This is a genomic window from Paraglaciecola sp. 20A4 (assembly GCF_011378905.1).
Lineage (GTDB): Bacteria > Pseudomonadota > Gammaproteobacteria > Enterobacterales > Alteromonadaceae > Paraglaciecola.
In genome coordinates, this window is sequence record NZ_WTPY01000003.1 from 307,984 (window position 1) to 321,849 (window position 13,866).

At 42.5% G+C, this 13,866-nt stretch carries 11 protein-coding genes; all 11 read right to left on the minus strand.

The window, feature by feature from the left end; genetic code table 11:
* Positions 1-97: 97 nt before the first annotated feature.
* Complete coding sequence (locus GQS54_RS05745) at positions 98-319, minus strand: DUF2835 family protein (protein ID WP_006993987.1); 222 nt, start codon at positions 317-319, stop codon at positions 98-100.
* The gene (gene pepN, locus GQS54_RS05750; protein ID WP_166423050.1) at positions 319-2,943 is read right to left on the minus strand and encodes an aminopeptidase N; all 2,625 of its coding nucleotides are present in this window, start codon (positions 2,941-2,943) and stop codon (positions 319-321) included. Before pepN ends, GQS54_RS05745 begins: the two co-directional genes overlap by 1 nt.
* Positions 2,944-3,043: 100 nt before the next feature.
* Positions 3,044-4,561: a Na+/H+ antiporter NhaC gene (gene nhaC, locus GQS54_RS05755; protein ID WP_166423051.1), complete on the minus strand. Its 1,518-nt coding sequence runs from the start codon at positions 4,559-4,561 to the stop codon at positions 3,044-3,046.
* Positions 4,562-4,563: 2 nt separating this feature from the next.
* A complete protein-coding gene (locus GQS54_RS05760) occupies positions 4,564-5,910 on the minus strand; it encodes a sodium-dependent transporter (protein ID WP_166423052.1) in 1,347 nt (448 codons plus the stop codon).
* 194 nt (positions 5,911-6,104) lie between these two features.
* A complete protein-coding gene (prc, locus tag GQS54_RS05765) occupies positions 6,105-8,144 on the minus strand; it encodes a carboxy terminal-processing peptidase (protein WP_166423053.1) in 2,040 nt (679 codons plus the stop codon).
* Between the two features lie 4 nt (positions 8,145-8,148).
* A complete protein-coding gene (gene proQ / locus GQS54_RS05770; protein ID WP_166423054.1) occupies positions 8,149-8,799 on the minus strand; it encodes an RNA chaperone ProQ in 651 nt (216 codons plus the stop codon).
* 21 nt (positions 8,800-8,820) lie between these two features.
* Positions 8,821-9,108: a hypothetical protein gene (locus GQS54_RS05775; RefSeq protein WP_166423055.1), complete on the minus strand. Its 288-nt coding sequence runs from the start codon at positions 9,106-9,108 to the stop codon at positions 8,821-8,823.
* Positions 9,105-9,569: a GAF domain-containing protein gene (locus GQS54_RS05780; protein WP_166423056.1), complete on the minus strand. Its 465-nt coding sequence runs from the start codon at positions 9,567-9,569 to the stop codon at positions 9,105-9,107. Before GQS54_RS05780 ends, GQS54_RS05775 begins: the two co-directional genes overlap by 4 nt.
* A gap of 260 nt (positions 9,570-9,829) precedes the next feature.
* The gene (locus tag GQS54_RS05785) at positions 9,830-10,297 is read right to left on the minus strand and encodes a cytochrome c (RefSeq protein WP_166423057.1); all 468 of its coding nucleotides are present in this window, start codon (positions 10,295-10,297) and stop codon (positions 9,830-9,832) included.
* A 291-nt stretch (positions 10,298-10,588) separates the two neighbouring features.
* Positions 10,589-11,725 (minus strand): molecular chaperone DnaJ, encoded by a 1,137-nt coding sequence (gene dnaJ, locus GQS54_RS05790; protein WP_158770113.1) that lies wholly within the window; start codon positions 11,723-11,725, stop codon positions 10,589-10,591.
* A 208-nt stretch (positions 11,726-11,933) separates the two neighbouring features.
* Positions 11,934-13,853: a molecular chaperone DnaK gene (dnaK, locus tag GQS54_RS05795; protein ID WP_166423058.1), complete on the minus strand. Its 1,920-nt coding sequence runs from the start codon at positions 13,851-13,853 to the stop codon at positions 11,934-11,936.
* Positions 13,854-13,866: the final 13 nt, after the last annotated feature.

Consider the following 13,866-nt stretch of genomic DNA (forward strand, 5'->3'; position numbering starts at 1 on the left):
TCGCTTCGATAGCAAGGACTAATCGTACCAGTATTTAACAATACAAAGTCTTTATTTTCAGTAGGTTGTAGAATCAACAGTATAAAAAATAGACCATTCAGACTATTTTTTCTAGACTGCTTATCTTATTAGTATCAGTGATAATTAAGCGAAATCGGCCATGAATGCCGTTATGCTGTATAAAAGGACGTAAGTTTTTGGCGGGTAATTGCACGCGCTTGCCATTGTCAGCAAGTACGATGACGTTTTGCGTGCTAGTAAGATAAAGGGGTTCACAGCGCTCATAACTGAGCGCTAAACGAAAATATAAAGTTTGCATCAGTGCGTTGTGTAGTTGAGACTCTTGCTGACTTTTTCGATTAAATCTTTACTTAAATCTTTGCAATCAGCAATCCGGGCTAACTGATAACGCATAAGCTCTTGCCGTTTTTCATCAAATTTCTGCCACTGGGTTAGCGGCGTAATAATCCGCGCTGCCACTTGAGGATTTACACTATTAAGCTTAAGAATATAATCAGCCAAAAATTTATAGCCACTGCCATCAAGGGCATGAAAGCCAAGCACGTTATAAAACGCAAAACTGCCCAATACAGAGCGCACTCTATTAGGGTTATCTATGCTGAACTTTTCATGACTTAATAATAACGGTAAGCGGACAAGTATATCGTTGCGTTCCATATTTGCATGTAAAGCGAACCATTTATCAAGTACTAACGGATCATGTCGCCAGCGCTGCTCAAACTGCGTCATCAACTCATCGAATTGTGCCAGTTCACCATACTGAGCAGCCTTTAACGCCCCGAGGCTATCAGTCATATTATCTGCGTTAGTGAACTGTTCTAGCAATAATTCACGTGACTGAGGCATACCAGCCTGTACCAAATAACTCAAACTTAAGTTACGTAACCGCCTGCTATCAACGTCGTCAGCAACGTATTGATAAGGCACCCGAGCTTGCTTTTGATAGAGCGTTAACCATTTTTCGGCTAAGGTACTGGCGATTAAATTTCGCACGCTACGCTGGGCATGGTAGAGCGATTCAACCTGTATCTCATCAACTTGTTGGCTAAGTGTTTCAAAGCTGGGCAGGCTTAACATTGCGGCCGCTAGAGCTGGGTTAGCGTCAGTAACGTCAAACATCCCATCCACTGCATCAAGCATGCTATCGAGCAATTCATCATCTGGTGCATCTGGGGTGGTGGCTAAATTATGGATACAGCGGCTATACAGACTTTGACTGGCATCCCAGCGAGCAAAATCATCACTTGAGTGCAGAATAATGTTACTTAGTTGCTGATGACTATAGGCGTAATCAACCTTAACGGGTGCGCTAAAATTATGCAGCAGTGACGGTGTTGGCGCAGTCGTTAAGCCATTAATAGTTATCTCATGGGTTTTGTTAATTAACTCAATCATATTAGCGCTTAATTCAGGAACAGATTCATCGCGGATACTGCTGCCCTGCTCATCCAATAATTCAAATTTAAACGGTATATGTAAATTATCTTTCTGTTTTTGGTCGGCTGTAGGCGGAGTTGTTTGTTCAAAGCGTAATGTATAGCAACCTGTTTTAGCATTAAAGCTATCGGTTACAGTAACTTTGGGCGTACCCGACTGGCTATACCACAGTCTGAACTGTGTTAAATCGACTTGTGTTGCGTCTTCCATCGCTTGCACAAAGTCATCACAGGTAACTGCTTGGCCATCGAATCGCGCAAAGTACAAATCCATGCCTTTTCTAAAACCGGCTACGCCAAGCAACGTATGCATCATGCGAATAACTTCTGCACCTTTATCGTATACCGTCACGGTATAGAAATTATTCATTTCTATTACTTCTTCCGGACGAATTGGATGCGCCATCGCACTGGCGTCTTCAGCAAACTGATGCTCGCGAATAATCTGTACATTTTTAATACGATTAAACACTGGCGAGGACATATCGGCGCTAAATTGTTGATCACGAAATACCGTTAATCCTTCTTTCAGACTTAGCTGAAACCAATCTCGACACGTCACCCTGTTGCCGGTCCAATTATGAAAATATTCATGCCCGATAACCGCTTCAATATTAAAAAAATCATCATCGGTGGCTGACTCAGCATCCGCCAGGACAAATTTACTGTTAAAGACGTTAAGACCTTTATTTTCCATGGCGCCCATATTGAAAAAATCCACAGCGACAACCATGTAAATATCTAAATCGTATTCTAAGCCAAAAACCTGTTCATCCCATGCCATGGCCTTTTTAAGTGAGGCCAGCGCGTGGTGACCTTTATCAAGCGCCCCTTTGTCCACATACAACTCTAGCGCTACATTGCGTCCGCTTTGCGTAATAAAGCGATCGGTAAGTAAATCAAAATTCCCTGCTACCAAAGCAAAAAGATAACTCGGTTTGTTAAATGGGTCTTGCCACTTAACCCAATGGCGGCCATCGTCTAATTCACCTTTATCAATTTGATTACCATTTGACAATAAATGGGGATAACGAGCCTTGTCAGCAAAAATAGTTACATCGTATTTGGCCAGCACGTCAGGTCGGTCGAGAAAATAGGTTATTTTGCGAAAACCTTCAGCTTCACATTGCGTACAGTAAGCGCCAGCAGAATAATATAAACCTTCTAACGTTTTGTTTTCCTGCGGATTAGTTTGTGTTTCGATACATAAAACAAATTCGTTTTCGCTGGTATGGAGCGTGAGACGCTCGTCGGTCACGTCGAAATCACTTACCGGTTTATCGTTTAGTAAAACGCTAATAAGTTGCAGGCTCTCACCATCAAGTACTAGTGGGCGCTGATGCTGGCCGTTACGGGTAAATCGACAAGTAGTGACCACTCGAGTCTTTTCAACATCTAGGTGGAACACCATATCAACATGGTGAATTAAAAAATCGGGAACGAGATAATCGCTGCGTTTTTTGGCAACAGGAGATAAAACCGACATAGAATCCTCTTAGTATAAGCTAATGACAAATCGCGTTATGTACTCTGGTAGTTGCGCATGTAACGCAATTAGCAGACTACATAACACCACCCGTAGCATGTTATTTTAGTTTTGCCTGAGGTGACTCGATAACAACTTTTTCGTCGCCTACTTCAACCACGACTTCAGGAATGGGAATACGCAATATTTTAACCCCAAGATAAGCATAAATAATAGCCAGCACAGGATTAATTAGGTTGAAAAAAGTATATATAAAGTAGTCAAATGGATGAACAAGCAAAACACCTTGCATATATGCACCACAGGTATTCCAAGGAATAAGAGGTGACGTAATGGTACCTCCGTCTTCTAGACTTCGTGATAAGTTGAGTTGATGCAAGCCACGTTTTGCGTACTCTTCTTTATACATGCGCCCAGGCATAACAATCGAAATATACTGGTCAGCCGTAATGATATTAGTACCAATGCACGTCAAAATAGTACGACTGATCATGCTACCAGCGGAGTGCGCGCCACGTAAAAATAAAGCCACTATTGCTTTTAATAAACCGGTGCTTTCTAACACGGCGCCAAAACTCATGGCACAAATGATCAACCAAATGGTATTGAGCATACTTGACATACCACCTCTGCTAAGCAGCGAGTTTAGATTTTCATCCGCAGTGCTAAACGCCACTCCATCGAACAGCGATGTCCATACTACTGCAGTCACGCCTAGTGCACCTTGCTGTTCCTCGTCCACCATATTTTGGATAACATCTGGCTGAAATAATACCGCCCAAACCGCACCTAATAATGCACCAATGGCAACAGCGGGAAATGCCGGCATTTTCCTTATGGCTAATGTTAAAAGCACAACTAACGGGGCGAGCATTATCCAACTGATATTGAATTCTTGCGCTAGCAAGGTCTGCATTTCAGCAATATTGCTCGAGGTTTCTTGCGCATCCCCTGAAAAACCAATGATGGTAAAGAGAATTAACGCGATGACAAAACTAGGAACGGTTGTCCACAACATATATCGAATATGCTCAAATAACTCTGTGCCCGCAACAGCAGGTGCTAAATTGGTAGTTTCAGATAAAGGCGAGATTTTGTCGCCAAAATACGCACCTGAAATCACGGCACCGGCAGTAATCGCATCTGACATGCCCATACCTGACGCGACGCCCATTAATGCAACGCCCACAGTTGCGGCTGTGGTCCAAGAGCTTCCGATGCTCATGGCGACAATCGCACAAATCAGGCACGTTGCGGCGTAGAAAAATGATGGATTGAGTAATTCTAAGCCATAAAAGATAAGTGTGGGTACGGTGCCCGACAACATCCACGAACCGATTAACGCGCCAACAGCGAGCAAAATTAATATGGCGCCAAGGGATAAGGAAATACCTTTTACTATGCCCTTTTCAATTTCAGCCCAACTGTAGCCATTTTTTAACCCAATAACCGCCGCTACTCCCATAGAAAATAACAGGGCAATTTGATTCGGTCCAAATGAGGAATTATCTGAGAATAGATAAACTGATGTACTCAATAACGTGACCAATACACCAAGTGGGATTAGTGCATCCAATAGACTGGGTACTTTTTTCTGTTTTATCGTTACATTTTCCATAACTAAAAATCCAAAATATTAAGTGAACGAATAAACATAAATAGGATGATAACCGGACACACAAACTTCAGATACCAAGGCCAAATTTTCCAGAATAAACCGTGCTCAGCTTGTTCGTTACCTTGCTTAATTTCTGCAAGAATTTGATCCCGTTTCCATACCCAACCAACAAAAATGCTCAATGCTAAACCGAGCAACGGTTGACTGTACTGTGTGGTGACTGCGATAACCAAACCGAATAACTGATCAAAATTAACAATAATGATGCTGCTCATTCCGAAAATAATAAGCGCTAAAATCCACACCGCTTTCTTACGGGCTAACCCTTTGCTTTCAACAACGTAGGCAACCGGTACCTCTAGCATAGAAATGGAGGACGTTAACGCAGCAATCACCATCAACGCGAAAAATGCGAATGCCACCACATAACCTACACCTCCCATGGTATTGAACAACGCAGGAAGTACCGTAAATATAAGACTATCACCGGCAATTAGCGCACCACTGTCAGAGAAAATCTGAACGCCGTTATTCGCGGCTACATACATTGCGGGAATAATAAGCATGCCCGCCAAAATGGCCACGCCAATATCCACTAACGCGACTGACGCCCCCAATACAGGTAGGTTCTCATTTTTACTCACATAAGAGCCATACACCAACATGGTACCAACACCCAGTGACATAGAGAAAAAAGCCTGCCCCATAGCGCTAATTAATAAATCAGCGTTCAAAATGGCGCTAAAATCAGGTATCAAGTACGCTTTCCAGCCATCTATCGCGCCATCAAGTGTGCTCACATACGCGATGAGTAGTAAAATAATTAAAATCAAAGTAGGCATTAATCGAACCGACCAGCGCTCAATGCCATTACTGACGCCACCCACAACAATTGAAGCTGTCAAAGCGATAAACACACCACAAAAAATCAAACTACGAGGCATAGACGAGTCGGTTAACCACTCAGACGCACTGTCCCAACCCATTAATTGTGTGGCTGATTCAAAGAAATAACTGATCATCCACCCTGCGACAATCGCATAGAAGGCGAGGATCATAGAAACAGTAATAAATCCCCACACACCAGTTGCGCGACCAATATTACTGTTGGATATCTTACCTAGCGCATCGACCATATTAGAGCGAGTTGCACGTCCGATAATCAATTCAGCCATTAGTACGGGATAGGCTAAAACAAACGCTAATAGCACATAAACCAGCACGAATGCCGCGCCACCATTACTGGCAACTTGGGTCGGAAAACCCCAAATATTACCTAGACCAACCGCTGAACCTGCTGCGGCTAATACAAAGCCTATACGAGATGAAAACTCTCCACGTGCACTCATCAATCACCTTTATCATTATTTTAGTTTTTATGAGGTTTGTTATTTTTCATCAACTCCCATGATTGTGAATCCCCGTGGGTGGGTTGATGCATTTTATGTCGTTAGTTTATCGGTTTGAGCAACACCATGCTATTAGAAAAGTTTCACCAACAAAAAAGGGCTAGATTCCCCAGCCCTTTTTTATGCGTTAGTCTTTATTTGGATTGAATTGCGTACTTACCTGTACCAAGTAGATCGTAAGTAATATTCGCCGCTTCATCTAAGAAAGGATCAATTTCTGGTTGGTCTTCAGGTAAATCGTCCAGACTTTTTACCGGCTCAAGTCCATGACGAACAAGTCGTTCATTGGCTCTTTTTAGGCGTTTCGTATCACGCTCTTCACGCTCTTTAATACGTTCAGACTCGACCAAAGATAGGGTCTTATCATTTTCCTTACTCTTATACTGCTCAATATCCTCAAAAATGTAGCCAAATTCGGGATCCGACTTAACACGCTTAGCGTGTAATTCACTTAGCTGCATCGCGGCTTGAGAGGTATCACCAAAAGTAGAATACTTTGCGCGTTTAATACTGTCCCAAGGAAGAGCATTTTCTTCTTGGCTTTCACCCCAATCCTTTGGATCGATAGCGGAAGGAAACAATACATCCGGCACAACACCTTGATGTTGCGTACTACCACCATCAATTCGGTAAAACTTTGCGATGGTAAACTGCACGCTACCTAATGGATTTTCGTACAAATCATAAATACGGCCTAAACCACGATGTTGTTGTACGGTACCCTTACCAAAAGTTTGTTCACCTAATATAAGCGCTCGACTGTAATCCTGTAAGGCAGCAGCGAAAATTTCTGATGCGGACGCACTATATCGGTCTACCAATACAGTCAGTGGACCGTCGTAGTAAGTTACGCCATCAACATCTTGTTCAACCCGTATACGCCCTGCACCATCGCGAATTTGTACAACTGGGCCTTTATCTATAAATAAGCCTGTTAACAACGTTGCTTCAGTTAATGAACCGCCACCATTGCCACGTAAATCAACGATAATACCTTCGACCTTCTGTTCTTTAAGGCTTTCTAACTCTTTGCGCACATCGTTGCTGAGCTTGTTGTAAAAAGAAGGAATGGTTATCACACCCAGTTTTTCACCTTGGTGCGGACCACTATCTGGCACATACACTTCAGACTTTGCAGCTCTGTCCTCAAGCTTTATCTTATCTCGCGTTAAGCTAACAACCTCTGGCACTGTGCTTTCAGAGTCGCCTTTTTGAATTTGTAAGCGAACTACACTGCCCTTGGGTCCTTTGATAAGCTCAACCACTTCATCTAAGCGCCAACCAACCACATCAACAAAATCGTCATCGTCTTGGGCAACGCCGACAATCTTATCTTCAGGTTTAATCTTCTTCGAAAGATCCGCCGGACCACCCGGAACAACACTACGAATAGTGGTGAAGTCATCTTCACTTAGCAATACCGCGCCTATTCCCTCAAACGACAAATTCATTTCCATTTGGAAACGCTCAGCATTTTGTGGCGACAGGTAACTGGTATGAGCCTCGATACTACGGGCAAACGAGTTCATCAATGTTTGAAACACGTCTTCGCTGGTGGTTTGCTTTAAGCGCTTAATTGCACGCTCGTAACGTTTGCTAAGCAGCTCTTGAATTTTTGGCCATTTTTTATCAGCCAATTTTAAGTTTAATGCATCGTATTTAACACGCTGGCGCCATAACTCGTCGAGTTCGGCAGTACTCTTAGGCCAATCAGCATCTTCACGGTCAAATGTGAATGTATCACCGGCTTTTTCAAAATCGAACTCTTTGTCGAGTAAGGTTAACGCATATTCATAACGTTCAATTCGACGCTGCATGTTTAATTGAAAAATTTGATACGCAATATCTAAGTCACCCATTTCAATAGCTTCATCGAAATGATCTTGCTCAAGCTTAAACTTCTGCACATCAGCATCCAAAAATACATTTCGGCTGCTATCAAGAGAACGCATGTATCGATCGAATACTTTCTCTGATAGCGCATCGTCTAACGTAATCTGCTTATAGTGCGAACGTAAGAAATTAGACGATATGCGTTTTACCGACACCGCATGTTGCGACTCCTGCTTTAAAACAGGAATTTCGTCAACACTTTCTGCATGATTAACCGCAAGGGCTACCGTGCTAAATGCAAAAAGAGCGGAAACCGCACAAACGCGAATTGAATTGATCATTAAACTACCTCTTAGAACGGGCCAACCTCAAGTTATCTACTTGAACCTTTACCACCATACCTGTATCAAGTTGAACTTGAACGCCATCTTTGCTGACATCAGTAATTGTAGCAGGCATAGGTGATTTGCCTATCTTCACAGTAACCGAAGTTCCTGCAACAATTTGCTCAGCCGAGAGTTTCTCAGGAGGTGGTAACTTAGCTTTGGGCTTCGCACTGTCCTGATTAGTTCCCTTGGGTGAGGATTTAAATGCCGGCACCGACTTAGGTTTATAATTTTTCTTTGCTGCAGGCTTAGCTGCATTCTGCGCTTTACGCTTTTCAGCTACCTTAGCTTTACTCTCTTCCAATTGAGTTTGCGCATGATCAGAATGCTCTTTTTCGATAGGAGCGTCTTCTTTCCCATCTAAATCAACTCTGAAAGCGCCTTCTTTAACACTGTGCAAATAGCGCCAGCTATTTGTATAGTGCCGAAGAGATGACCGTAGCAACGTTTTGCTCACACGTTCATCTTCTGCTAAGCGCGCAGCTAAATCTTGGAAAATGCCAATTTTTAAAGGTTTTGCATCACCCGTCACACTAAAGCATGCTGGAAATGATTCACTTAAAAAACTGATGACTTCTTTACTGTTTGAAAACTTTTGAGGATTATCCATTAAATATTCTAGTTAGTGTTGTTAGCGAGGTTCTTGATGCTCATCATCCCAAGTTGCCAATAGTTGGTCAACCCATTCGAATAAATCATCATCGTCTATGTCAAGTAAATGACTATCGTTACGCCAGTTTTCCCATATATATTGAATCATATTTTCTAAACTGACGGTGTCAATATCTTCGTCTGCACTGTCGTATAATTGATGCAACAGCGAGTTAAAGCGATCCATTGCTTCTTCTGCATTATCTTCCCAAAAATCCATATCATCTCGGGTCGCAAGCGTTACATGAATATCTATCGAGCTTTTCATGCTATCGCATCCTGCAATATATTGACCAAGTTTTGTAGGCCAATCATATCATCATGATCGAAGCGACCGATATAAGGACTGTCTAAATCCATAACACCCATTACTTTTCCGTGCTGATATACCGGTAATACAGCTTCAGCATTAGATTCTGCATCACAGGCAATATGCCCTTCAAACTCATGTACATCTTGAATACATTGGGCAACACCAGTTTGAGCAGCTGTGCCACAAACACCGCGCCCAAGCGGAATACGAATACAGGCAGGCTTACCCTGGAACGGCCCTAGTACTAATTCTTGGTGTTTTAATAAATAAAATCCAGCCCAATTTAGCTTAGGCAAACGCATATACATAAGTGCACTTAAATTTGCTAGATTAGCAATCAGGTCCTTTTCGCCAGCCATCAGTGCCTGCGCTTGTTGGGCGACCTCTTTGTACAGGTCAGTTTTGCTTAACGTCACGTTTTGAACACCAGTATATAAAGTGAATTGATTAGTTACGGCTGGATATGGCGCCCAAGTTAACTGGATCAAGTTCAAATATAAAGAAAATTACCGATCTTTTTACCTTTAATGGAAAATTTAATCCAATTGCTCACATTAAGTACAACTTCAAGATGTCACAAGTACGCTAGGAATCCAACAATGTTACCAAATAGATACATTATTCAGCGATTAAAAAAGGCGCCTAGGCGCCTTAGTAAGTATAGAGTGACTTACAATTACTCTGCTTTGTAAGTATCGTGACAACCTTTGCAAGAACGCAAAACACCACCAATAGCATCTTTGTAAGCACTTTCTTCACCTTTAATGGCTGCAGTTTTCAACGTTACTGAAGCATCAGTAAGCGCGTCAACCTTAGTAGCAAAATCAGCGCGATTATCCCATATTTTTGGTAACGCTTCTGTTTCAACATCAAATGAAGATGTGTCTAACGCAAAGTAGTCATCCATCATTAACGACAGTTGTTCTATACGCGTGGCGTTCGTCTCAATCGTTTGGGCATCCATAGGTATCGCACCTTTGGCCATTGCACCTAACGCACCGACATTACTGCGTACCAATTGCAATAATGCTTGTCTAAACTGCACTGCACTTTTAGCTTGCTTCTCTGAGCTTGCTTCTTGAGCAACAGCGCCACCTGTTAATAAAATGGTGCTGGCTAATGCACTTACTAATAGTTTTTTCATAGTCCCTCGCGTTTATCGGTGTCTAAGTTTATAGAGTAAAGTTAAGTGAACTGTGTTGAAGTAATAAACAAAGCCCGTTGAAAATCTACCTGTTGGATACAATTGAACATCATAGGTCGTTGAAAAATTTCACGTTAATCCATCAAATGTAACAGTTACAGGCTAGCAAATTAGGTGCGTAACTTACACTAAAATTTGCACAATTTACGCTGTGTGTATTTCAACATCATTCTAATAGGCAAACAGTAAAAAGCCGCTTTTCAGCGGCTTAGTGATCAAAAAGCGTACAACTTAGTTTGTTAAATCTTCAAAGAATTTTTTCACGCCATCGAAAAAACCACTTTCTTTGGGTCTATTTTTCGCTGTGTCTTTGCCTGTCCCCATAGACTCCTCAAGTTCTTCAAGAAGCTCTTTTTGACGACTGTTCAAATTCACTGGCGTTTCAATGACAACTTTGCAAATTAAATCACCGACGCTACCACTTCGGACCGATTTAACGCCTTTATTACGCAAGCGAAACATTTTGCCCGTTTGCGTTTCAGGTGTCACTTTAAGCTTAACCTTCCCTTCTAACGTGGGTACTTCAATCTCACCGCCTATTGCTGCACGAGTAAAACTAAGGGGCACTTCACAATATAGATTATTGCCATCACGCTCGAAAATTTTGTGCTGCTTAACATGAACTTGCACATATAAGTCCCCTGCTGGTGCACCATTTTCACCTGCTTCGCCTTCATTTGAAAGACGAATTCGGTCTCCGGTATCCACACCTGCGGGTACTTTTACAGATAGAGTTTTGGTTTTCTCAACACGGCCTTGACCGTGACACTCACGACATGGGTCGGTGATGATCTTGCCTTTGCCTGAACAAGTAGGACAAGCCTGTTGAACAGCAAAAAAGCCTTGACGCATCTGCACTTGGCCTTGACCGTGACAGGTAGTACATGTTTTTGCACTTGAGCCTTTTTTCGCCCCAGAGCCGTCACACGTATCGCATTCCGCTAACGTAGGAACGCGAATTTCAACACTTTTACCACGTACAGCTTCTTCTAGACTTAACTCTAGATTGTAGCGTAAATCTGAACCACGGCTTGCTCTGGATTGACGGCCACCACGGCCACCACCAAAAATATCACCGAATACGTCGCCAAATATATCGCCGAAATCGCCTGCACCTTGACCGCCGCCTTGACCTCGATTCGGATCGACACCTGCATGACCGTATTGATCATATGCAGCTCGTTTCTGGGAATCGGTAAGAATTTCGTAGGCTTCTTGAACCTCTTTGAATTTCTCTTCCATGGCTTTGTCACCCTGGGTTCTATCCGGGTGATATTTCATAGCAAGGCGCTTGTAAGCCTTTTTTATATCGCGCTCAGCTGCCGATTTATCGACTCCCAGCACTTCATAATAATCTCGCTTCGACATATAGCTTGTTTATCCTGATATTTGTAGCCAGTCTCTCACTAACTACCTATTCTTCTCTTACAATCTCACTACCTGATTTCACGTCTCGGTAATAAAACCTAATGACTCACCGGGTTTTGAAACAAACACGGGCGCTATGGAAAGTTTCCATGCGCCCGAGCTTGCCCTTACGCCATTAAAGCGTTCGGGCTGATGTAGTCAACAAAAATTACTTTTTGTCGTCTTTTACTTCTTCAAACTCGGCATCAACAACATCGTCGTCTTGCTTAGCGGCATCTTCTGGTTGCCCTTCAGCGCCACCGGCAGCAGCTTGTTTCGCTTGAGCCACTTCCATTAACTTAGCAGAGGCTTGAATGAGCTCTTGAGTTTTAGCTTCAATTGCTTCTTTTTCACCTGCTTTAACAGCTTCTTCAAGTGCAGATACTGCCGTTTCAATTTCAGCTTTATCTTCATCAGATAATGCATCACCAGCTTCTTCGACTTGCTTACGTGTACCGTGAATTAGTCCGTCAGCTTGGTTGCGTACTTGCACCATTTCTTCGAATTTTTTATCTTCTTCTTTATTGGCTTCAGCATCTTGAACCATTTTTTCAACTTCATCATCACTTAAGCCAGAAGATGCTTTGATAGTGATTTTTTGCTCTTTATTGGTGTCTTTATCTTTAGCAGATACGTGTAAGATACCATCAGCATCGATGTCAAAAGTAACTTCAATTTGCGGTGCGCCGCGTTGTCCTGGTCTTATACCTTCAAGGTTGAATTGACCAAGCGATTTGTTACCTGCAGCTTGCTTACGCTCACCTTGAAGTACATGCACTGTTACCGCTGACTGGTTATCTTCAGCTGTAGAGAATGTCTGTGACTTCTTGGTAGGAACCGTTGTGTTCTTCTCTATCAAGGCAGTCATTACGCCGCCCATTGTTTCGATACCCAATGAAAGAGGCGTTACGTCAAGAAGAAGTACGTCTTTCACATCACCAGATAAAACACCACCTTGAATTGCTGCGCCTACCGCGACTGCTTCATCAGGGTTAACATCTTTTCTTGGTTCTTTACCGAAGAATTCAGTTACATATTTTTGAACCAATGGCATACGTGTCTGACCACCTACTAGGATGATATCGTTGATATCGCCTACAGATAAGTCTGCATCAGCTAGTGCTTGTTTTAGAGGTTCAAGCGTCGCTTTAACCATTTTTTCAACAAGAGATTCAAGTTTTGCACGTGTTAATTTGATAGTTAGGTGTTTAGGACCTGACGCATCGGCCGTAATGTACGGTAAGTTAACTTCTGTTTGTTGAGCAGAAGACAATTCGATTTTCGCTTTCTCACCAGCTTCTTTAAGACGTTGCATTGCAAGCGGATCTTTACGTAAATCCATGCCTGAATCTTTCTTAAATTCTTCAACTAAGTAGTTAATAACTTGGTTATCGAAATCTTCACCACCTAAGTGAGTGTCACCGTTGGTCGCAAGTACTTCAAACGTGTGCTCGCCGTCAGCTTCATCAATCTCGATGATAGATATATCAAACGTACCACCACCTAAGTCGTATACTGCAACGACGCTGTCGCCTTTTTTCTTGTCCATACCGTATGCAAGTGCTGCAGCCGTTGGCTCGTTGATAATACGTTTAACTTCAAGACCAGCGATGCGACCAGCATCTTTGGTTGCTTGACGTTGTGAATCGTTAAAGTATGCAGGTACAGTTATAACCGCTGCCGTCACTTCTTCGCCAAGATAATCTTCGGCGGTTTTTTTCATTTTTTTCAATACTTCAGCAGAAATTTGCGGTGGAGCCAATTTCTGGTCTTTGGCTTCAACCCACGCATCACCGTTATCAGCTTTGATGATTTTGAAAGGCATGATATCGATATCACGCTGAACTTCTTTATCTTCAAAACGACGACCAATTAAACGCTTAATAGCGAATACTGTGTTTTGAGGATTGGTTATCGCTTGACGCTTTGCTGGTTGACCAACTAGTGTTTCACCATCTTGAGTGTATGCGATAATGGAAGGGGTAGTACGATCCCCTTCTGCGTTTTCAATTACTTTTGCTTTATCACCGTCAAGTACTGCAACACATGAATTGGTTGTACCTAAGTCGATTCCAATGATTCTACCCATTAGTTTTTCTCCA

Bases quoted from the DNA above. Each gene is read 5' to 3' on its own strand.
- GQS54_RS05745 (WP_006993987.1), bottom strand. From the start codon at position 319: ATGCAAACTTTATATTTTCGTTTAGCGCTCAGTTATGAGCGCTGTGAA.
- pepN (WP_166423050.1), bottom strand. From the start codon at position 2,943: ATGTCGGTTTTATCTCCTGTTGCCAAAAAACGCAGCGATTATCTCGTT.
- nhaC (WP_166423051.1), bottom strand. From the start codon at position 4,561: ATGGAAAATGTAACGATAAAACAGAAAAAAGTACCCAGTCTATTGGAT.
- GQS54_RS05760 (WP_166423052.1), bottom strand. From the start codon at position 5,910: ATGAGTGCACGTGGAGAGTTTTCATCTCGTATAGGCTTTGTATTAGCC.
- prc (WP_166423053.1), bottom strand. From the start codon at position 8,144: ATGATCAATTCAATTCGCGTTTGTGCGGTTTCCGCTCTTTTTGCATTT.
- proQ (WP_166423054.1), bottom strand. From the start codon at position 8,799: ATGGATAATCCTCAAAAGTTTTCAAACAGTAAAGAAGTCATCAGTTTT.
- GQS54_RS05775 (WP_166423055.1), bottom strand. From the start codon at position 9,108: ATGAAAAGCTCGATAGATATTCATGTAACGCTTGCGACCCGAGATGAT.
- GQS54_RS05785 (WP_166423057.1), bottom strand. From the start codon at position 10,297: ATGAAAAAACTATTAGTAAGTGCATTAGCCAGCACCATTTTATTAACA.
- dnaJ (WP_158770113.1), bottom strand. From the start codon at position 11,725: ATGTCGAAGCGAGATTATTATGAAGTGCTGGGAGTCGATAAATCGGCA.
- dnaK (WP_166423058.1), bottom strand. From the start codon at position 13,853: ATGGGTAGAATCATTGGAATCGACTTAGGTACAACCAATTCATGTGTT.